Annotated in this window: 19 protein-coding genes and 2 pseudogenes; 19 read left to right on the top strand and 2 right to left on the bottom strand. The window is 71.1% G+C overall.

What is annotated here, in order from left to right:
• Positions 1-51 precede the first annotated feature (51 nt).
• From ABZ880_RS08010 to ABZ880_RS08000, 3 genes are read left to right on the top strand one after another with little or no spacing between them, the layout of a single operon-like run.
• Entirely contained in the window at positions 52-1491 is a 1440-nt protein-coding gene (locus ABZ880_RS08010) for an NAD-dependent succinate-semialdehyde dehydrogenase (protein WP_361258662.1), read from the top strand.
• 27 nt (positions 1492-1518) lie between these two features.
• Complete coding sequence (locus ABZ880_RS08005) at positions 1519-3075, top strand: oxidoreductase (protein ID WP_361258659.1); 1557 nt, start codon at positions 1519-1521, stop codon at positions 3073-3075.
• 3 nt (positions 3076-3078) lie between these two features.
• On the top strand, positions 3079-3567 hold the full coding sequence (locus tag ABZ880_RS08000; protein WP_361259228.1) for a VOC family protein: 489 nt from the start codon (positions 3079-3081) through the stop codon (positions 3565-3567).
• Here the strand turns inward: ABZ880_RS08000 and ABZ880_RS07995 are convergent.
• Positions 3478-4224 (bottom strand): IclR family transcriptional regulator, encoded by a 747-nt coding sequence (locus tag ABZ880_RS07995; RefSeq protein WP_361259226.1) that lies wholly within the window; start codon positions 4222-4224, stop codon positions 3478-3480. The genes ABZ880_RS08000 and ABZ880_RS07995 overlap by 90 nt on opposite strands.
• 174 nt (positions 4225-4398) lie before the next feature.
• Between ABZ880_RS07995 and solA the strand changes: the two genes are divergently transcribed.
• The 12 genes from solA to ABZ880_RS07935 all read left to right on the top strand — a co-directional run bounded on the left by solA (position 4399) and on the right by ABZ880_RS07935 (position 17368).
• A complete protein-coding gene (gene solA, locus ABZ880_RS07990; RefSeq protein WP_361258656.1) occupies positions 4399-5532 on the top strand; it encodes an N-methyl-L-tryptophan oxidase in 1134 nt (377 codons plus the stop codon).
• A gap of 5 nt (positions 5533-5537) precedes the next feature.
• Complete coding sequence (locus ABZ880_RS07985; protein ID WP_361258653.1) at positions 5538-6506, top strand: succinylglutamate desuccinylase/aspartoacylase family protein; 969 nt, start codon at positions 5538-5540, stop codon at positions 6504-6506.
• A gap of 171 nt (positions 6507-6677) precedes the next feature.
• The gene (locus ABZ880_RS07980; RefSeq protein ID WP_361258650.1) at positions 6678-7730 is read left to right on the top strand and encodes an ABC transporter substrate-binding protein; all 1053 of its coding nucleotides are present in this window, start codon (positions 6678-6680) and stop codon (positions 7728-7730) included.
• Positions 7723-8847 carry an ABC transporter ATP-binding protein gene (locus tag ABZ880_RS07975; protein WP_361258648.1) on the top strand — a complete coding sequence of 375 codons (1125 nt, stop codon included), beginning with the start codon at positions 7723-7725 and terminating at the stop codon, positions 8845-8847. The genes ABZ880_RS07980 and ABZ880_RS07975 overlap by 8 nt, the downstream gene beginning before the upstream one ends.
• A 2-nt stretch (positions 8848-8849) precedes the next feature.
• Positions 8850-9770: an ABC transporter permease gene (locus ABZ880_RS07970; protein ID WP_361258645.1), complete on the top strand. Its 921-nt coding sequence runs from the start codon at positions 8850-8852 to the stop codon at positions 9768-9770.
• Complete coding sequence (locus ABZ880_RS07965; protein WP_361258642.1) at positions 9767-10630, top strand: ABC transporter permease; 864 nt, start codon at positions 9767-9769, stop codon at positions 10628-10630. Before ABZ880_RS07970 ends, ABZ880_RS07965 begins: the two co-directional genes overlap by 4 nt.
• Positions 10627-12018 (top strand): aminotransferase class III-fold pyridoxal phosphate-dependent enzyme, encoded by a 1392-nt coding sequence (locus tag ABZ880_RS07960; RefSeq protein ID WP_361258639.1) that lies wholly within the window; start codon positions 10627-10629, stop codon positions 12016-12018. The genes ABZ880_RS07965 and ABZ880_RS07960 overlap by 4 nt, the downstream gene beginning before the upstream one ends.
• A 26-nt stretch (positions 12019-12044) precedes the next feature.
• Positions 12045-12998: a M14 family metallopeptidase gene (locus ABZ880_RS07955; protein ID WP_361258636.1), complete on the top strand. Its 954-nt coding sequence runs from the start codon at positions 12045-12047 to the stop codon at positions 12996-12998.
• Positions 12995-14449: an aldehyde dehydrogenase family protein gene (locus tag ABZ880_RS07950; protein ID WP_361258633.1), complete on the top strand. Its 1455-nt coding sequence runs from the start codon at positions 12995-12997 to the stop codon at positions 14447-14449. Before ABZ880_RS07955 ends, ABZ880_RS07950 begins: the two co-directional genes overlap by 4 nt.
• Positions 14446-15378 carry an aldo/keto reductase gene (locus ABZ880_RS07945; protein WP_361258630.1) on the top strand — a complete coding sequence of 311 codons (933 nt, stop codon included), beginning with the start codon at positions 14446-14448 and terminating at the stop codon, positions 15376-15378. Before ABZ880_RS07950 ends, ABZ880_RS07945 begins: the two co-directional genes overlap by 4 nt.
• 25 nt (positions 15379-15403) lie before the next feature.
• Positions 15404-16069, top strand: a complete 666-nt coding sequence (locus tag ABZ880_RS07940) for a haloacid dehalogenase type II (protein ID WP_361258627.1) — start codon at positions 15404-15406, stop codon at positions 16067-16069.
• Between the two features lie 15 nt (positions 16070-16084).
• Entirely contained in the window at positions 16085-17368 is a 1284-nt protein-coding gene (locus ABZ880_RS07935; RefSeq protein ID WP_361258624.1) for an FAD-binding oxidoreductase, read from the top strand.
• A gap of 18 nt (positions 17369-17386) precedes the next feature.
• Here ABZ880_RS07935 and ABZ880_RS07930 read toward each other — a convergent pair whose 3' ends face one another.
• On the bottom strand, positions 17387-17602 hold the full coding sequence (locus ABZ880_RS07930; RefSeq protein WP_361258621.1) for a hypothetical protein: 216 nt from the start codon (positions 17600-17602) through the stop codon (positions 17387-17389).
• 279 nt (positions 17603-17881) lie between these two features.
• On the opposite strand from ABZ880_RS07930, the gene ABZ880_RS07925 reads away from it, so the two are divergent.
• The 4 genes and pseudogenes from ABZ880_RS07925 (at position 17882) to ABZ880_RS07910 (ending at position 19288) form a co-directional block, all read left to right on the top strand.
• Complete coding sequence (locus tag ABZ880_RS07925; RefSeq protein WP_361258618.1) at positions 17882-18115, top strand: hypothetical protein; 234 nt, start codon at positions 17882-17884, stop codon at positions 18113-18115.
• A pseudogene (locus tag ABZ880_RS07920) lies at positions 18112-18273 on the top strand (heavy metal-associated domain-containing protein); the annotation flags it as partial. The gene ABZ880_RS07925 and the pseudogene ABZ880_RS07920, both read left to right, overlap by 4 nt.
• Before the next feature lie 29 nt (positions 18274-18302).
• Positions 18303-18413: pseudogene (locus tag ABZ880_RS07915) on the top strand (copper chaperone PCu(A)C); the annotation flags it as partial.
• 158 nt (positions 18414-18571) lie between these two features.
• On the top strand, positions 18572-19288 hold the full coding sequence (locus ABZ880_RS07910) for a hypothetical protein (RefSeq protein ID WP_361258615.1): 717 nt from the start codon (positions 18572-18574) through the stop codon (positions 19286-19288).
• Positions 19289-19379: the final 91 nt, after the last annotated feature.

Here is a 19379-nt window from a genome sequence, read left to right as displayed (position 1 = left end):
CCGCCTCGCCGAACCGCTCGACCCCGCCGCCGACCGACCAGGAGAGACCCCGTGACCGACGTACCCAAGCAACTGTTCATCGGCGGCGCCTGGTTGGACGCCGCGGACGGCGCCACCATGCCCGTCGACGACCCGGCGACCGGCGAGATCCTCTGTCATGTGGCCGACGCGGGGCCGAAGGACGCCCGGCTCGCGGAGGACGCGGCCGTACAGGCGCAGGAGGCATGGGCCCGTACGGCACCCCGGGCGCGGAGTGAAATCCTGCGCCGCGCCCACGAGATCATCCTCTCCCGTGTCGACGAGCTCGCCCACCTCATGACCTCCGAGATGGGCAAGCCGCTGGCCGAGGCGCGGGGCGAAGTGGCGTACGCGGCCGAGTTCTTCCGCTGGTTCTCGGAGGAGGCGGTGCGTATCGAGGGCGGTTACGGCACCCTCCCCGACGGCCGCAACCGCATGCTGCTCACCCGCCGTCCGGTGGGCCCCTGCCTCCTGATCACCCCGTGGAACTTCCCCCTCGCCATGGGCACCCGCAAGATCGGCCCGGCGATCGCGGCGGGCTGCACGATGGTCCTGAAGCCGGCCCCCCAAACCCCCCTGTCCAGCCTGGCGTTGGCCGGCATCCTGAAGGAGGCGGGCCTGCCGGACGGCGTCCTGAACGTCGTCACCACGTCCCGCGCGGGCGAGGTCTGCGAACCCCTGCTGCGCGGCGGCCGTATCCGCAAGCTGTCCTTCACGGGCTCCACCCAGGTCGGCCGGCTCCTGCTCGCCCAGTGCGCCGACACCGTCGTACGGACATCGATGGAGCTCGGTGGCAACGCGCCCTTCGTCGTCTTCGAGGACGCCGACCTGGATGTGGCCGTGGACGGTGCGATGACCGCCAAGATGCGCAACATGGGGGAGGCCTGCACCGCCGCCAACCGCTTCTTCGTCCACCGGGAAGTGGCGGAGGAGTTCGCCCGGCGCCTGGCCCGCCGCATGGGGGCGCTGGTCGTGGGCCCGGGCACCCGGGACGGCGTGGACGTGGGCCCGCTGATCGACGCGGCGGGCCGAGCCAAGGTCGAGGACCTGGTCGCCGACGCGGTGACCCGAGGCGCCCGCGTCCTGGTGGGCGGCACCACCCCGGACGGCCCGGGCTGCTTCTACCCCCCGACGGTCCTCACGGACGTGTCCCCGGACAGCCGCCTCATGGACACCGAGATCTTCGGCCCGGTGGCCGCGATCCTCACCTTCGACGACGAGGACGAGGTCCTGAGCCGGGCCAACGACACCCCCTGGGGACTGGTCGGCTACGTCTTCACCGAGGGCCTCGACCGAGCGCTGCGGGTGAGCGAGAGGCTGGAGGTGGGCATGGTCGGCCTGAACACCGGGCTGGTGTCCAACCCGGCGGCGCCCTTCGGCGGCGTGAAGCAGTCGGGGCTCGGCCGGGAAGGCGGACGGATCGGGATCGACGAATTCCTGGAGTACCAGTACCTGGCCATACCGGTGAGGTGACGTCCGGAAGATCACTACCCTGAACGGGTGCTCTCCTACGACGAGTTGACGCGACCGGAACGTGAGTTGTGGGACGCGTTCCCCGAAGGGCGCCGGGTGGACCTGCGCACCGGGTCACCCGAGGACGACCGCGTTGCCGACGGTGGGCGGTGGGGGCCCGAACGCACGGTTCGGGCCGCCGTGATCGCGGCGCTGCTGCTGGACGCCAACGCGGCGCAGCCCGGCGTGGTCGCGTCTCTGACGCTGGCCGGCGCCCGGATCTCCGGACCCCTCAACCTGGCCGGTGCGCAGATCAGTCACCCCCTCTGGCTCGAGGACTGCTGGTTCGAGGAGGGCGTGAACCTCTTCGGCGCCGAGACCCGCACCATCGCGATCACGGGCAGCCGCGTGCCCGGCCTCGAAGCCGGGTCGACCCGCATCGAGGGACGCCTCGACCTGCTCCGGTCGACCGTCGAGACCGGTACGGTCTCCGCCTTCCACCGGGAGATCAGTGCCCTGTCCCTCACCCACGCCCATGTGACCGGCGGCATGATCCTCAACGGGGCCACGCTGAGTGCACCCGAGGGGTGGGCCCTGTCGGCCGGCGGCCTGGTCACGGACGGGGGCGTCTTCTGCGGATCCGGATTCGTCGCCCACGGCGAAGTCCGGCTGCTGGGTGCGCAGTTGCTGGGCGGGCTGTTCATGCGGGGCGCGCGGCTGGAACGCCCCGGCCCGCGCGGAGTGGCTCTCGCCCTGGACAACGCCGTGACCTCCACACTCGAATTCTCGAGGGGATTCACCGCGAACGGCACGGTACGTCTGCGCGGTACCCGGGTCTCGGACAACCTCTCCTTCGAGGATGCCGTCCTGAACGGTCCGCCCGACGGTGACGGCCCGGCCCTGGTCTGCATGCTCATGCAGGCAGTCGACTTCGACCTCACGCTCGCCCGTCCACCGTCCGGCACGGTGGATCTGCGGGGCGCGCAGGTGTCGTACCTGCATGACAACGAGCACAGCTGGCCGGACGTGGTGGAGCTGGAGGGCTTCGTCTACGGCTCCATCAGGGTGGCGGTGGCGGGCGAGCGACGGGAGGCGGTGGGGCGGCCGGACTCCGTGGCCCACCGCATGCGGTGGATACGACGCAGCCCCGGCTACAGTCCCCAGCCCTACGAGCAGTTGGCGAGCTGGTACCGCACGGCCGGCCACGACGACGACGCCCGCCGGGTGCTGCTGGCCAAACAGCGTCACCGGCGGCGCACGCTGCAGCCGGCCGCCCGCGCATGGGGGCGGTTGCTCGACGCGACCGTCGGCTACGGCTACCGGCCATGGCTGGCCGGCGTATGGCTTCTCCTGCTCACCCTGCTGGGCACCCTGGCGTTCGGCGCAGGCACTCCCACAGCTGTGAAGGCGGGCGAGGGACCCCGGTTCCAGCCCCTCGTCTACACACTCGACCTGCTGATCCCGATCGGTGGCCTGGGCCAGCGCGCGGCCTGGTACTGGTCGCACGGCCCCCTCGAGTGGCTGTCCTACCTCCTGATCGCCTTCGGCTGGATACTGACGACGGCCGTCATCGCGGGCGTGTCCCGCACCCTGCAGAAGAGCTAGCGCCTGTTCCTTCCGGGATCGGACCCGGGTGTCCTGGCCCGCTTCCATTCGGCACGGCTGGAGTGGCCGATCGTGCAGGAGGAGCCCGGGACGGTCGTCGTCGCCCCGACCGAGGGATCCGTCCACGTCGTCTTCCAGCAGGCCGACGGGTACCGGCCGCCCACCTGGCCGCCGGCCGACGGTGAGCAGCGGACGATGATGCACTTCGACTTCCAGGTGGGCGACCTGGACGAGGCGGTTGCCGAGGCCGTCGCTTTGGGAGCGTCGCCGGCGCCGGATCAACCGCAGGAGAACGCGCGCGTGCTGTTCGACCCTGCCGGTCACCCCTTCTGCCTGTGCCGCGACGCCGGAGATGGACGATGGCACCTGTGCCGGGGCACGCACTCGACTGCGTGCACCAGCTCACGCACCCGTCCGCCGTGCCGCGATCTCCGCCGCCGTGTCCACCACCAGGCGGCCCAACTCCGGCAGCCGCTCGGGCTCGTAGCGTGAGTCCGGCATGGACACGGCCACCGCGGCCAGGGGCACCCCGTCCTCGTCCAGAATCGCCGCGGCCACCGCGCACACATCGGGCCGGTACTGATTGCGGTTGACGGCATAGCCATCAGCCCGCACCCGCTCCAACTCCGCCCGCAGCGCGACCCCGTCGGCCGGCGTGGCTTCGCTGTACCTCTCCAGCCCGCGCGAGATGAGCTCGTCCACGTCCGCCGTCGGGAGGTGCGCCAGAATCGCGCGGCCGGTCGCCGTGGCGTGCAGCGGCGAGGTGTCCCCGATCGTGTGGAACGTCCGCACCGCGTGATCGGAGTCCACCCGGTCCACGACCACCATGCACTGCAGGGCATCCGGCACCGACAGGTGAATCGTCTCGTTCACGGCGTCCCGCAGCCGGATCATGGGCTCCCGCGCGGCTGCGAACAGGCTCGACCCCTGCAGCGCCGCCGGCCGGACGGCGAGCACCCGCGCGCCGATCTCCCAGCGCGTGGTGTCCTTGCGGTTCGCCCGCAGCCACCCCGCCTCGTTCAGCGTGACCAGCGTGCGCTGCACGGTCGACTTGGGCAGTCCGAAGAGCTTGGTCAGTTCCCCCACGGTCACCGGCTGGTGCTGCGCCACCGCCTCCAGGATGCGCAGTGACCTGGTGACGCTCTTCATTTCCATCGGATTTCCCCCGTTAACTCTGCGGGTCCCTCGCACACGGCCCCTTGACGCTCTCCGGAAGCCGCTGCCAAGCTCGTGCCAGATTCTAGCACAGCGTTCCACATTGTGGCACGCCCCCTTGTGAAGGGACCGCCCAGCGCTCCCTCCCGGCGTACGAAAGGAACCCCCGTGTCAGCCAGCAAGCGCGTTGCCGTCGTCGGTGTAGGAACGATGGGCAGTCAGGCCGCCTGGCGGCTGGCGGTCCGTGGAGCGGAGGTCGTCGGCTACGACCGGTTCGCCCCGGGCCACGACCGCAGCGCCGGCGGCGGCGAGACCCGGATCTTCCGCAGCGCGCACTTCGAGGACTCCCGCTACGTCCCGCTGCTCAAGCACGCCGACGCCCTGTGGCAGGAGCTCCAGCGGGAGACGGGACGCGAGCTGCGCCGGCTGACGGGGTGCATGCTGATGGGGCCCGCCGAGCACGAGCAGATGGCCACCGTCCTGCGGTCCATCGCCGAGCACGGCCTCGACCACGAGGTCCTCGACGCCGAGGCGCTCGCCAAGCGCTTCCCGCAGTTCCGGATCGACGACGGCGACGCGGCGATCCTCGACCGCCACGCGGGCTTCATCCGGCCGGAGTTGACGATCCACACCGCCGCCCGCCGCGCCGAGGAGCTCGGCGCCCGCATCCACCGCTACACCCCGGTCCGCGAGATCGTGCCCGTCGGCGGCGGCGTGGAGGTCCGCACCGACACCGGCGGCGAGCGGTTCGACGCGGCCGTGGTCACCGTCGGCCCCTGGGTGAACGACCTGCTGCCGGACCTGCCCTGGGAGGTGGACATCCGGCGGCTCATCAACGCCTGGTACGTGCCCACCACCGACGCCTGGTCCGGCGAGGAGCGCCCGGCGTTCATCCGCACCGCGCCCACCCACTGCTACGGCCTGCCCTCCCCGGACGGCGTCTCCGTCAAGCTCGGCCTGTCCCGCGCGCTGCACCGCCCGGCCGGCGACCCGAACCGGCTCGAACGGACCGTGGAACCGAGCGAGTTGGACGTCTTCACCGAACTCCTCGGCAGCTACCTGCCCGACCTGCACCCCGACCCGATCCGACTCTCCGTCTACATGGAGGGCTACACGGAGAGCAGCCGCCCGCTCGTCGGCCCACTGCCCGGCGCCGAGAACGTGGTGCTGCTCGCCGGGTTCTCCGGCCACGGCTTCAAACTCTCGCCCGCCATGGGCGACATCGCCGCCGACCTGGCGCTCGACGGCACTTCGCCCCAGCCCGTCGACTTCATCTCCACCCTCGACCGGGCGGAGGCCTGACGACGATGACCGACGACCTGCTCGCCGTGGGCGCCCTGCACGCCGCCCCCGGCACCAAGACCCGCGGCACCGTCCCCGCCGACCTCGGCGCCGTGACCGTCGACATCCCGCTGACCCTGGTCAACGGCGCCCACCCCGGTCCTCGCGTCCTGATCACGGCGGGCGTGCACGGCGGCGAGTTCACCGGCATCGACGCCGCCACCCGGCTCGCCGCCCTCCTCGAACCTGCCGAACTGCACGGCCAGTTGATCGTCTGCCCCGTCGCCAACCCCCCGGCCGTCTACCAGGGCCGCCTCGGTGTCTCCCCGCTCGACGGCGTGAACATCAACCGCGTCTTCCCCGGCGACCCCGAGGGCGGCCCCACCGAACGGCTGGCCGCCTGGCTCTTCGCCCGACTCCTCGACGGCGCCGACGCCTTCGTCGACCTGCACGCCGGAGGCATCGACGAGGTCCTGCGGAACTTCGCCAGCTACCGCCTCTCCGGTGACGCCCGACTCGACGCCAAGAGCTCGGACTTGGCGCTCTCGCTCGGCGTCGAGGACGTCGTCGTCGGGCTGAACGCCGACGGCGGCAACAGCCATGCGGCCGCCGTCCGTGCGGGCGTCCCGTCCGTCCTCGTGGAGACGGGGCAGCTCGGCGAACGCGACGCCGACAGCGCACGACACCTCGTCGACCGCCTCTACCGCCTGCTGCGCCGACTCGGCGTACTCGCCCCGAAGGACGAGGCGGACGCGCCGGTACGCGAATGGGTCTGGGTCGCCGGCGTCACCTCCGAGGCCACCGGCCTGTGGTACCCGGAGTTCACCGCCGGGGACGACGTGACGCAGGGCCAGGTCATCGGCCGCGTCATCGACCCGGCGGACGGCAGGGAGCACAAGGTCCACACACCGGCCGGCGGACGCGTCTTCTACGGCATGCACGGCCTGACGGTCGCTCCCGGCACCGAACTGGCCGCCATCGCCGCACCTCGCTGACCTGGCCGGCCCCGCAATCCACCCCCCCCGTACGACTCACCCGCACGCATCCCCCCACGTCCCCATTCCAGGTTTCACAGCACCAGGAGGCCCCCGGTGACGAATCAATTTGCGGCCCCGCCGCGTGGTGTCCGGACAGACCGCAGAGTGTTCCTGCGCGGAGTCGGCGCGGTGGCAGCAGGCATCGCCGCCACCGCGCTCACCGGATGCGGCACCGGCACCAGCCGGTCCGTCGACGGCGGCAGCGGCAAGAGCTCCAAGACGCTCGTCGTCCGCAACAGCGGCGGCACCTACGGTGACGCCAACCAGAAGGCGGTCTACGACCCGTTCACCAAGGAGACCGGCATCCGGGTCGAGGTGGTGAACATCGAGTACGCGCAGATGCTCGCCCAGATCAAGCAGGGCCGCCCCCAGTTCGACGTCATCGACGACTCCATGGCCGACTTCGTGCTGTTCAAGAAGGAGGACGCCACCGAGACGCTGGACTTCGACCGGCTGAAGAACTTCAAGACCGCGGGCATCGCCAAGTCCCTGGTCACCGGCAACGCGGTCGGCAAGAACTACTGGGCGAGCGTGATGGCGTACCGCACCGATGCCTTCGGCGGGAAGAAGCCGTCCTCCTGGGCCGACTTCTGGGACACCAAGGCCTTCCCCGGCAGCCGTGCTCTGCAGGCCGTCGACGCCGACCTGCCCGAGCTGGAGTTCGCGCTGCTGGCCGACGGCGTGGACCCGGACAAGCTGTACCCGCTGGACGTGGACCGGGCCTTCAGGTCCCTCGACGCGATCAAGGGCGACGTCAAGAAGTTCTGGGACACCGGCGCCCTGCCCGGCGTCCTGCTCGGCCGCAAGGAGGTCGTCGCCTCCAGCGTCTGGCACGGCCGCCTCGACGCCCTGATCAAGGGCGGTGCCCCGCTCGCCTACCAGTGGAACGGAGCCCGCCGGCAGAGCAACGGCCTCGGCATCGCGAAGGGCGCGGGGAACCTCGACGCCGCCTACCAGCTCATCGACTTCTCGCTGCGGCCCGAAGTGCAGGCGCACTACGCCGAGTTGTACCCGATGGCCCCCACCGTGCCCGCCGCCTACAAGAAGCTCTCCGTCAAGACGGCCGCCAACCTGGCCAGTTCGCCCGCGCACCTGGAGTCCGGCTTCGACCTGGACGTCGAGTGGTGGATCAAGAACCAGGACGCCGTCTCCAAGCGCTGGCAGGAGTGGACGCATGCCTGAACTCGACATACGGCCGGAGCAGTTGGAGGCAGCACCACCCGGCACCGGAAAGCCCGTCTCCGTCAAGGGACTTCGCAAGACCTACGGTGCGGTGACCGCCGTCGACGAGGTCTCCATGGAGATCGCGGCGGGCGAGTTCGTCACCTTCCTCGGGTCCTCCGGCTCCGGCAAGACCACCACCCTGATGATGATCGCCGGGTTCTGCGACCCCGACTCCGGCAGCATCGTCGTGGGCGGCCGTGACGTGACCCGCCTCGCCCCGCAGAAGCGCGGTCTCGGCTTCGTCTTCCAGCAGTACCTGCTCTTCCCGCACATGTCGGTCTGGGAGAACGTCGCCTTCCCGCTGCAACTGCGCGGTGTGCCGAAGGCGGAGCTGCGCCGCCGGGTCGGCGACACCCTGGACATGGCCGGCCTCGCGGGCATGGCCCGGCGCCGCCCGCGCGAACTGTCCGGCGGCCAACAGCAGCGCGTCGCGCTGTGCCGGGCCCTGGTCTACCGGCCGCCGGTGATCCTCATGGACGAGCCGCTGGGCGCCCTCGACAAGAAGCTGCGCGACCAGCTGCAGACCGAGATCAAGCGGCTGCAGCAGGAACTCGGGCTCACCGTCGTCTATGTGACACACGATCAGGAAGAGGCGCTCGTCCTCTCCGACCGCATCGCCGTGATGCGCGACGGCCGGATCGACCAGTTCGACACCCCGAGGGAACTCTTCGAGCTCCCGCGCACCCCGTTCGTCGCCGACTTCCTCGGCGCCGCCAACTTCCTTGCGGGCCACGTGAAGGAGCGGTCCGACGACCACACGCTCGTACGCCTGGACACGGGCGGCCTGCTGAAGGCCCGCCCGCAGGCCGACCCGGGTGGCGGACGGGTGCGGGCCGCGATCCAGCCCGGCCGGATCGGCCTGTGTCCCGCCGGCGACGGATTCTGTACGGCGACCGTGGAGACGGTCACCTACGTCGGCACCCTCGTGCGCGTCACCGTCCGCCCGGCCGACGGCGGCGATCCCGTGCGGCTCGAACTCCCCGCCGGACGCGCCCCGGCCCCCGGCGAACGCGTCGGCCTGACCGCCGAGCCCGCGGACGTCAGCGTCTTCGCCGACCCGCAACCCGGGCGGTGAGCATGGCCGTCCTCACCACGAAACCGGCGCCCGCCGTGGTACCCCCACCGGTGAGCCGACTGCGCCGGGCCCTCTCCGAACGCCGCACCCGCTTCGGCCTGTTGAACGCCGCCCCGGTCGTCGTCTACCTGCTGGTCCTCTTCGTCTACCCGATCTTCAGCACCCTCCTGCTCAGCCTGAAGGGCGAGAAGGGCGGCTGGACACTGCACTGGTACGCCGACGCCTTCCAGGGCGCCAACCTGGAGATCCTGCTCACCACCCTGCGGATCTCCGCCGAGACCTCCCTGCTCAGCCTGGTCGTCGGCTTCGTACTGGCCTCCGCCGTGACCCGGCTCAAGCCCCTGTGGGCGGGGCTGGTGATGCTGGTCGTGATCGTCCCGCACTTCATCAGCGCCCTGGTGCGCACCTACGGCTGGATCATCCTGCTCGGCGAACACGGAGTCGTGAACAACGTCCTGACGGGCCTTCATATCCCCGGCGCGCCGTTCCAGTTGCTCTACAACGAGGTCGGCGTCGTCATCGGCACCACCTCCGTGATGCTGCCGTACACCGTGCTGCTGCTGTACGCCGTCATGCGCGGCGTCGACCGGCGGCTGCTCGCCGCCGCGGCCGGCATGGGCGCGGGACGGGTGACCATCTTCCGCCGGGTCTATCTGCCGCTGGTGGCCCCCGGGCTGGTCAACGCCGGGGTGCTGTGTTTCATCCTCTGCCTCGGCTACTACCTCACCCCGGCCCTGATGGGCGGCCCGAAGCAGACCATGGTGGCCTCGCTCATCGACGAGCAGGTCATGAAGCAGAACCAGTGGAACGGCGCCTCCGCGCTCGGCATCATCCTGCTCCTGCTCACCTTCGCGGGCCTGCTGCTCCTCAGGCTGCTGAAGTCGGCGGGCGAGGCGTACCGGAAGCGGGGTGCCACCTCGTGATCGGACTCCGCACGACGCTCGCCGGACGCATCTCTCTGGCTGTCTTCTCCACGCTGGTCCTGCTGTTCCTGGCCCTGCCGATCGTCCTCATCGTCGTCACCTCCTTCGGCAACGACGCCTTCGGCTCCTTCCCGCCCGAGTCCTGGACGCTCGGCTGGTACAAGCAGTTGTTCGCCGAGGGCAGCAAATGGCCGGCCGCCCTGTCGCTGAGCGCCTTGGTCGCCGCGCTGACCACCGTCTTCTCGCTCGTCCTCGGCATGACCGCGGCCACCGCCCTCGTCCGCAGCGAACTGCCGTTGCGCTCAGCGGTCTACGGCCTGGTCCTGGCGCCCCTCGTCATCCCCCAAGTCGTCATCGCCCTCGGCCTGTTCCTCCTCTTCGAACCCGCCGCGATGCTCGGCAGCCCGATCGCCATCGCCCTCGGCCACACCGTGCTCGCCTCGCCCATCGCCGTGATGATCCTCATGGCCACCCTCAAGGGCATCGACGAACGCCTCGAGGACGCGGCCGCCAGCATGGGCGCGGGCAGGCTGACCGTCGCCCGGCGCATCACCTTCCCGCTGGCCATGCCCGGACTGGTCGCCGCCGCGGTGTTCTCCTTCATCACCAGCTTCGACGAGTTCTTCATCTCCCAGTTCCTGTCCTCCGTGGACACCGTGACGCTGCCGGTCCAGGTGTTCAACGTCCTTCAGTACGACGTCGATCCGTCCGTGACGGCCGTCAGCGCGCTGCTCATCGCCGTGGCCGTCGTGGCCCTCGCCCTGGTCGGCGTCGTGCGCCGGCTCGGCGGCGGTCGGCAGGACGGTCTGCTGCCGACGGAGACCGCCGTGGGCCTGCCCGCCGGAAGCGAGACCCCATGACCACGAGCACCCGCACCCCGTCCGGCGAACTCTCCGCCTCCGCGGCCCGGCACCTGCTGCTGAACATGACCCCCAACGGCTCGCTCGGTACCGACGGGGAGAACCTGTTCGTCGTGCGGCGGGGCGAGGGCCCGTACGTCGACGACGCGGACGGCAGACGCCACATCGACGGCCTCTCCGGCCTGTACTGCTGCCAGCTCGGCTACTCCTACGCCGCCGAGTTCGCCGAAGCAGCCGACCGCCAGCTGCGCGAACTGTGCTTCAGCCCGCTGTGGTCCGCCTCCGCGCACCCGACCGCCATCGAACTCGCCGAGCGGCTCTCCCGGATCGCTCCCGTCGGCATCGAGCACACCTTCTTCTCCGGCGGCGGCGCCGAAGCCGTCGAGACCGCCTGGAAGATCGCCCGCCGCTACCACGCCCTGCGCGGCGAGCCGGGCCGCACCAAGGCGATCGCCCGCCGTGGCGCCTACCACGGCCTGACCGTCGGCGCCCTCTCGCTCACCGACGACCCCGGCCTGAAGGAGCCGTACGGCCCGCCCGCGATCGAGACCCGGTTCGTGTCCAACACCAACCGCTTCGGTCTGGCAGGGGAATTGGCGGACGACACGGCCTTCACGGCCCATCTGCTGGGCGAGTTGGAGGCGGCGATCCTCGCCGAGGGACCGGAGACGATCGCCATGCTGATCGCCGAGCCGGTGCAGAACCGCGGCGGCTGCATCACCCCGCCCGAGGGCTACTGGGAAGGGCTGCGGGCACTGGCCGACCGCCACGGCTTCCTGCTCGTCGCCGACGAGGTCATCACCGCCTTCGGCCGGCTGGGGGAGTGGTTCGGCGGCGACCGCTACGGCGCCCGCCCCGACATCGTCACCGTCGCCAAGGGCATCACCGCCGGCTACGCCCCCATGGGCGCCACTCTCGTCAGCAGCGCGGTCACCGAGGTCCTCAACCGGCCCGGCGCCGTCCTCAATCACGGCTACACCTTCGCCGGACACCCGCTCAGCGCGGCCATCGCCCTGCGCAGCCTCGACATCATGGAACGCGACCGCATTCTCGACAACGTCCGCGCCCTCCAGGACCACCTCGCGACCCGGATGGCATCCCTGACGTCCCTGCCGATCGTCGGGGACGTCCGCGGCGCCGGCTTCTTCTACGCCTGTGAGCTCGTCGGCGATCTCGACGGCGGCGCCTTCAGCGACACCGCCCGCGCCGCCCTCGTCGCCGACCTCATCCCGCGCCGCCTGCGCGAGGCGGGCCTGCTCGCCCGCGTCTACAACCGCGCCGCCCCGCTGGTCCAGATCGCGCCCCCGCTGATCAGCGACCGTGCACTCCTCGACCGTATCGCCGACATCATCGCGGACACCCTCGACGAGGCCTCCGCCCGCCTGTGACCCCCGCATCCGAAAGGCAGCAACTGATGTACTCCATCGGTCCGTTGACCGTCGCCCCGGGCGAGCGCGCCCAGGGCCTCCTCCCCGTCGGCACCAGCACCTACGGCGTGCAGCTCGGCATACCGCTGATCGTCGTCAACGGCACCGAGCCCGGTCCGGTGCTGTGCGTGGACGCGGGCGTGCACGGCGACGAGTACGACGGGCAGGAGGCCGTCCGCCGCGTACTCGCCGAGACCGACCCCACCACACTGCGCGGCACCCTCGTCGGCATCCCCTGCATGAACACCCCGGCCTTCGAGGCGGCCGCCCGCTCCAGCGGCCTCGACCACCTCAACCTCAACCGCATCTTCCCCGGCGACCCGGAGGGCTCCTACTCGCTGCGCCTGGCCGCCACCTTCGTCGAGCAGGTCGTCCCCGCCATCGACGCCCTCGTGGACCTGCACACCGGCGGCACGTTCGGCGAGATCGCCCCGCTGGCCATCGTCCAGGGCGGCTACGAGGACCTGGCCACGGACATCGGCCTGGCCGCCGGACACCAGCTGGTCTGGAAGGGCGGCAAGTGGGGCGGGACCGTCCGCCACCCCACCCTCGCCGCGGGCAAGCCGGCAATCACCATCGAGGCGGGCGGTGGCACGTACCGGGAGTCGACCGTCGAGCTGCACATCGACTCCGTCCGCAACATCATGCGGCAGCTCGGCATGACCGACGGCGCACCCGCACTGCGCGACTCCTACACGGCCGTCACCGGCACCTTCGCCCGCTCCGCGGCCGGCGGCTTCTTCGTCGGGCACGCCGAGCCGGGGGAGAACTGCAAGCAGGGCGACCTGATCGCCCACGTCGTCGACCACTACGGCGACACCCTCGAGGAGGTCCGCGCCCCGCAGGACGGGATCGTGCTCTGGGTGCGCCGGATCCGCACCGTCCACCCCGGCGACGAGGTCGTCATCTTCGGCGCGGTGGAGGGGGAGATCCGGCCGTGAGTGAGGACACTCGGCTGTTGTTCGTCGACGGCAAGCAGGTCCCGGCCGCCGACGGCCGCACCTTCACCGTCCTCGATTCGTCGAACGCAACGGTGATCGCCCAAGTCGCCCTCGCCGGTGCGGCCGACGTGGACCGGGCGATCGCGGCCGCCCGGTCGGCCTTCACGGCGCCCGAGTGGGCCCGGATGCGCGCCGCCGACCGCGGCCGACTGCTCAACCGCATCGCCCGGGCCATCCGCGCCGAGGGCGAGGGCCTCGCCCACCTGGAGAGCCGCGACGTCGGCAAACCGCTCAGCCAGGCGAGGGCCGACGTCGAGGCCGCCGCCCGCTACTACGAGTTCTACGCGGGCGTCGCCGACAAACTCAGCGGCTCCACGATCCCCCTCGGCCCCGGCCTCATCGACTACACCGTCCGTGAACCCATCGGTGTCTCCGGCCAGATCATCCCCTTCAACTACCCCCTCCAGAACACCGCGAGAGGCTCCGCCCCGGCCCTCGCCGCCGGCTGCACCGTCGTGCTGAAGCCGTCACCGGAAGCACCCCTCACGCCGCTGGAGATCGCCCGTATCGCCCTTGAATGCGGACTGCCGCCAGGGGTGTTGAACGTCCTGCCCGGCGACGCCGAAACCGGCGCCGCCCTCGCCGGACACCCCGGCATCGACCAGGTCACCTTCACCGGCTCCGTGCCCACCGGCATCAAGGTCGCACAGGCCGCCGCGGCCAACGTGGTGCCCTCCGTCGTGGAGTTGGGCGGCAAGTCGCCGGTCGTGGTCTTCGCCGACGCCGACTTCGACCTGGCCCTCGGCGCCGTCGCGGGCTCCGCCTTCGGCAACGCCGGGCAGACCTGCTCGGCCGGCACCCGGATCCTGCTCCAGCGCGGCGCCGAGGAGTTCCTCGACAAGCTCGTCGCGCACGCCGCCGCGCTGCGGCTGGGCCCCGGCCCGGACGATCCGGACGTCGGCCCGCTGGTCGCCGCCCGCCAACGCGACCGTGTACAGGGCTACTTGGACCTGGCCCGCGAAGAGGGCGCGATCGTCCGCACCGGCGGCGGCCCGCCCGACGACCCCGCACTCGCCGACGGCTACTACATCGAGCCGACCGTGCTGACCGGCCTGACCAACCAGGCCCGGTGCGCCCGCGAGGAGATCTTCGGCCCGGTCGTCACGGTCATCGACTTCGACGACGCGGAGGAGGCCCTGCGGATCGCCAACGACACCCCGTACGGCCTCGCCTCGTACGTCTGGACCCGGGACATCGACAAGGCGCTGCGCATGGCCGAGGGCATCCGCGCCGGCCAGGTCTACGTCAACGCCACCGGCGTCGGCACCGGCATCGAGCTCCCCTTCGGCGGCTACAAGCACAGCGGCTGGGGCCGGGAGAAGGGCCTTGAGGCGCTGGCGAGTTACACACAGACCAAGAACGTCTGCATCGGCTTCGGGAACGGTTCATGAGGTATCGCAGGCTGGGTGAACGCGGACCGACCGTCTCGGTGGTCGGCCTCGGCGGCAACAACTTCGGCTCCCGTCTCGACGAGGGGGACACGAAAGCCGTTGTGCGCGCGGCTCTCGACGTCGGAATCACCTTGTACGACACCGCCGACATGTACGGAGGGTTCGGCGACCGCGGCGGCTCGCGCGGCGACGGCGAACGGTTGCTCGGGGCCGCCCTCAAGGGCCATCGGGACGATGTCGTCCTCGCGACCAAGTTCGGTATGGAGATGGGCGAGGACAGGTACGGCCCGCGCGGTTCCCGCCGTTACATCCGCCACGCCGTCGAGGCCTCTCTGCGCCGCCTCGGCACCGACCGGATCGACCTGTACCAGTACCACGAGCCGGACGGCGTCACCCCGCTCGACGAGACGATTTCCGCGCTGCTGGAGCTGGTGGAGGAAGGCAAGATCGGACACCTCGGCTGCTCCAATCTCCCCGCCGACCAACTCACCGACGCCTTCGTCAGCACCCAGGCCCGCTACCACCTCCTCGACCGCAGCGCCGAGACCGACCTGATCCCCGCCTGCCTCCGCACCGGCACGGGCCTGCTCCCGTACTACCCGCTGGCCAACGGCCTGCTCAGCGGCAAGTACCGGCGCGGTGAGCCACCACCGCCGGGCAGCCGCCTCTCCTGGCGGCAGGGCTGGCTCACCGAGGCGGCCCTCGACCGGGTGGAGGCCCTCACCGCGTACGGCGCCGCACGTGAACTCACGCTCCTCCAGGTGGCCGTCGGCGCACTCGCCGCCCTCCCCGCCGTGGGCTCGGTCATCTGCGGCGCCATGACCCCCGAACAGGTCACCGCCAACGCGGCCGCGGTCGGCTGGATCCCCGACGCGACCGACCTCGCGGCACTCGACGCCGTTGTCGCCCCCGGCCAGAAAATCGTCTGAATCCCCTGAAACGAGGCTGAACTTCATGCGAGAGATCGTCACCTTCGACGCCTACGGCACCCTCGTCGACTTCCAGCTCGCCCCGGCCACCCTGAAGGTCCTCGCCGACCGGCTCGACCTGGACGGCCTGGACGTCGACGAGTTCCTCGACGACTTCCGCGTCATCCGCTTCCAGGCGGTGCTCGAGCCGTACCGGCCGTACCACGAAGTCCTGCACTCCAGCCTGAAGATGGCGATGCGCCTGCACGGCCTGGAGTACCGCGAGTCCGACGGGGACGCCCTCGTCGAGGCCGTCCCCACCTTCGGGCCCTTCCCCGAAGTCCCGGACGCCCTGCGGGCGTTGAAGTCCCGCTACGAGATCGCGATCATCTCCAACACCGACGACGAGCTCATCGCGCGGAACATCACCAACATCGGCGTCGAGTTCGACCACGTCATCACCGCCCAGCAGGCGAAGGCGTACAAGCCGGACCGGCAGACCTTCGAGCACGCGTACCAGACCATCGGCGTCGACCCGTCCCAGGTGATCCACACCGCCCAGGGCTGGGAGTACGACCTCATCCCCACCCGCGACCTCGGCCTCAGGCGCCGGGTCTGGATCAACCGCTACGGCCGCCGCGGCAGCACCGCCTACCAGCCCTACGACGAACTGCCCGACCTGTCCGGCCTGCCCGCCCTCCTCGGCTGCTGATCAGGAGCCTCCGCCATGAAGCAGATCCCCTACTGGCTGGACACCGCCCCGCCCCTGCCCGACCGTTCGGGCCGGGAACTGCCCGAGTCGGCCGACGTGGTCGTGATCGGCGGCGGCCTGACCGGCCTGTCCACCGCCTACCACGCGGCCCGTAAGGGAGCCCGCGTCGTCCTCGTCGAGAAGGACAGGGTCGGCTCCGGCGCCTCCGGCCGCAACGGCAGCATGTGCACCCAGGGCATCACCATCGGAGTCGCCGAGGCCCGCAGGCGCTACGGGCAGCAGCGCGCCCGGGAGTTGTACGGGGCCTTCCGCGAAGCGGTCGACGTCGTCGAGGAGTTGACGCAGAAGGAACACATCGACTGCGACTTCCACCGCGCCGGACGCCTCGGAGTGGCCTACAAGCCGCAGCACTTCGAGGCGATGCGGGCCACCCAGCGCGACCTGGCCGAGAACTTCGACCACGAGACCAGGCTCTTGAGCCGCAGCGAGCTGCGCGGCGAACTCGGCTCCGACTACTACCACGGCGCCCTGCTCGACCCGCTCAGCGCGAGCATCCACGTGGGCAAGTACGTCCACGGTCTCGCCGAGGCCGCCGAACGCGCCGGCGCTGAGATCCACGAGCGCAACGCGGCCACCGGTCTCACCCGGCTGCCCGGCGGCGGCTTCCACGTGGAGACCCTGCACGGCACCATCCGCGCCGGCCAGGTCATGGCCGCCACCGACGCCTACACCGACAAGGCGCTGCCCTGGTTCCGCAAGCGGCTGATCAACGTCGGCAGCTTCATCGTCGTCACCGAACCGCTGGGGGAGGAGCGGGCGCGGCAGCTCATCCCTGGCGCCCGCCTGGTGGTGGACTCCAAGAACATCGGCCACTACATCCGCCTCACCCCCGACCACCGCCTCGCCTTCGGCGGCCGCGCCCGCTTCGCCCCCTCCAACCCGGCCTCCGACCTGAGGAGCGGAGCCGTACTCAAGGACGAAATGGCGGAGATCTTCCCGCAGTTGGGCGACGTACGGATCGACTACGTGTGGGGCGGCAGCGTCGGCTTCTCCTGGGACCGCATCCCGCACGCGGGCGAGGCGAACGGCCTGTACTACTCCATGGGCTACTGCGGCCACGGCGTCCAGATGGCCACGTACATGGGCCGGGCGGTCGCCGAGATGATGGACGGCCACCCGGAGGCCAACCCCCTGCGCGGCCTCGGCTTCCCGAAGGTCCCCGTCCCCTTCTACAACGGCACCGCCTGGTTCCTGCCGATCGGCGGCGCCTACTACAAGGCCAAGGACCGACTGCGCTGAGCCACCCGGCAGCGGCGGTCAGGGCAGGGCGATGCCGTCCAGCTTGCCGTTCTTGGCGTCGTCGACGAGTGAGGAGAACTGGTCGGCGCTCATCTGCACGCGCTGGCCGAAGTCGTCGGTCAGGACGATCCGGCGCTCGGCCGGGGCGCCCGGGTCGACGAACAGCTGAGGACAACCGCAGTCGCAGTTTCCGCAGAACGTGGCCACCGGCTCCAGTCCGCTGATGTCGGTCATGACTGCGTACCTCCGTGGTCGTGGGTTGCGGCACACCGGTGTCCGGAACCGACGGCCGCGGGGACTGCAGGAGAGATACCCGGCGCTGGGGAGGGAGACGCGCGTCCCGGTACCGGGCGGGGGCGTGACCGGCGGGTGGTGCGCGCCCCTGCTCCCTCGGCCGCTTCCATTGCCTCGAATTCGTCCGGGAGGTCGGGAACCCAACGGTGATCACGTCCGACTCCTGATGCGGCGGCTCGATCCGAGCGACGCCGTGCGACGCGATCTGGAGACCCGGTGATGGACGAGTCCCTGCCTCCTTCTTCCGCCGCGGGTGCGGCCCCGCGGCGGCCGGTACCCCCGCCCGCGCTCTGCGGCTTCCTCCTGCTGCTGGCCGTGATGTTCGTGGCGTCCTACGCCGTCGGAGCCGTTGCAGGACCCGTCGCCCCCGGCATGCACGGCACCGGAACGGCCCCCGGTGGTGCCGGCGACATGGGGAACATGCAGAACATGCGCGACGGAGGCGCGCGATGAGCGCCGACTCGGTGACCGCCCTCGTGACGACCGATCTCACCGTCGACGGCATGACCTGCGCGGCCTGCGTGCAGCGGGTCGCGAAGAAGCTCGGCCAGCCGGACGGGGTCACGGCGAGCGTCAATCTGGCCACCGGGCGGGCCCGCGTGAGCCATCCGCCGCACATCGGCGCTCGCCGCAGGGCCTGGACGTGACCCTGCGGGCCGGGGCGCGGTGGAGCGCGGGCGACCTCGTACCGTTCACGCTGCACTTCGAGCGCAGCGGCGCGATCAGGACCGTCGCGGTGGTGGTCCGCCCGAGCGACAGCCCCTCCTGGTCCAGACGTCGGATCGGACCGCCGACGAGTTCCCGCACATCGCCGTGGTCTGGATCACAACCTGTGAATTGAGTGCGGGGCGGGACCATTATCCGTACCCCTGCATGTCGACCGGGTGCCGGATGCGAGGATGAGTCGCCATGACAGCAGGGTGGTGTTCTCGCACGATACGAGCCGCGGTGTTCGCGGCCGTCTGCGTGCTGCTCGCCGCCCTGGGCCACGTCATGATGTCCGGCCGCGACGTGCCCGCCTGGGCCATGGCCGCGGGCGTGGCCCTCACCGGTGTGGCGGGCTGGTGCCTCGCCGGCCGCGAACGCGGCCTTCCACTGATCGTGACCGTCGTGGTCGCCGCCCAGACCGGCCTGCACTCGGCATTCTCGCTCGCCCAGTCGTCGACCAACGTCGCCGACGCCGTGGACATGGGTCCGATGCGCATGGGCCCGATGCACATGGGCCCGAGGCACATGGGTTCCGCGAACATGGACTCCATGAATTCAATGGGCCCGATGTCCATGGGGCACATGGACATGAGCCACATGGATCACATGGGGCCCATGGAGGGCGCGGGCCAGTCCGTCGGCGGCTCGTCGTCGTTCGGGATGCTCGCCGCCCACCTGCTGGCCGCGCTGCTGTGCGGACTGTGGCTGGCGTACGGCGAGCGGGCCGCGTTCCGCATCCTGCGGGCCGTGGCCGGGTGGCTGGCGGCGCCGCTGCGGCTGCTGCTCGCCCTGCCGGTCCCGTCGCACCGCCCGCGCCCGCACATGCGCCGGCGCCGTTCGGACCGGGCGCCGCGCCTGCTCCTCCTCGTCCACGCGATCACCTCTCGGGGGCCACCGCTGGGGACGGCTGTCGTCTGAGACAGCTGGTTTCCCGAGGCTGCCCATGGGTGCCTCGGACTCCGGCCCTACGCCCGTACGAGCGCCGTAGGGCCGTCACCCCACTCACCGG

The sequence above is a fragment of the Streptomyces sp. NPDC047043 genome (assembly GCF_040644055.1).
Taxonomy (GTDB): Bacteria; Actinomycetota; Actinomycetes; order Streptomycetales; family Streptomycetaceae; genus Streptomyces.
The sequence above is the reverse complement of the archived record's forward strand: the minus strand, read 5'-3'. Positions and strand labels throughout refer to the sequence as shown.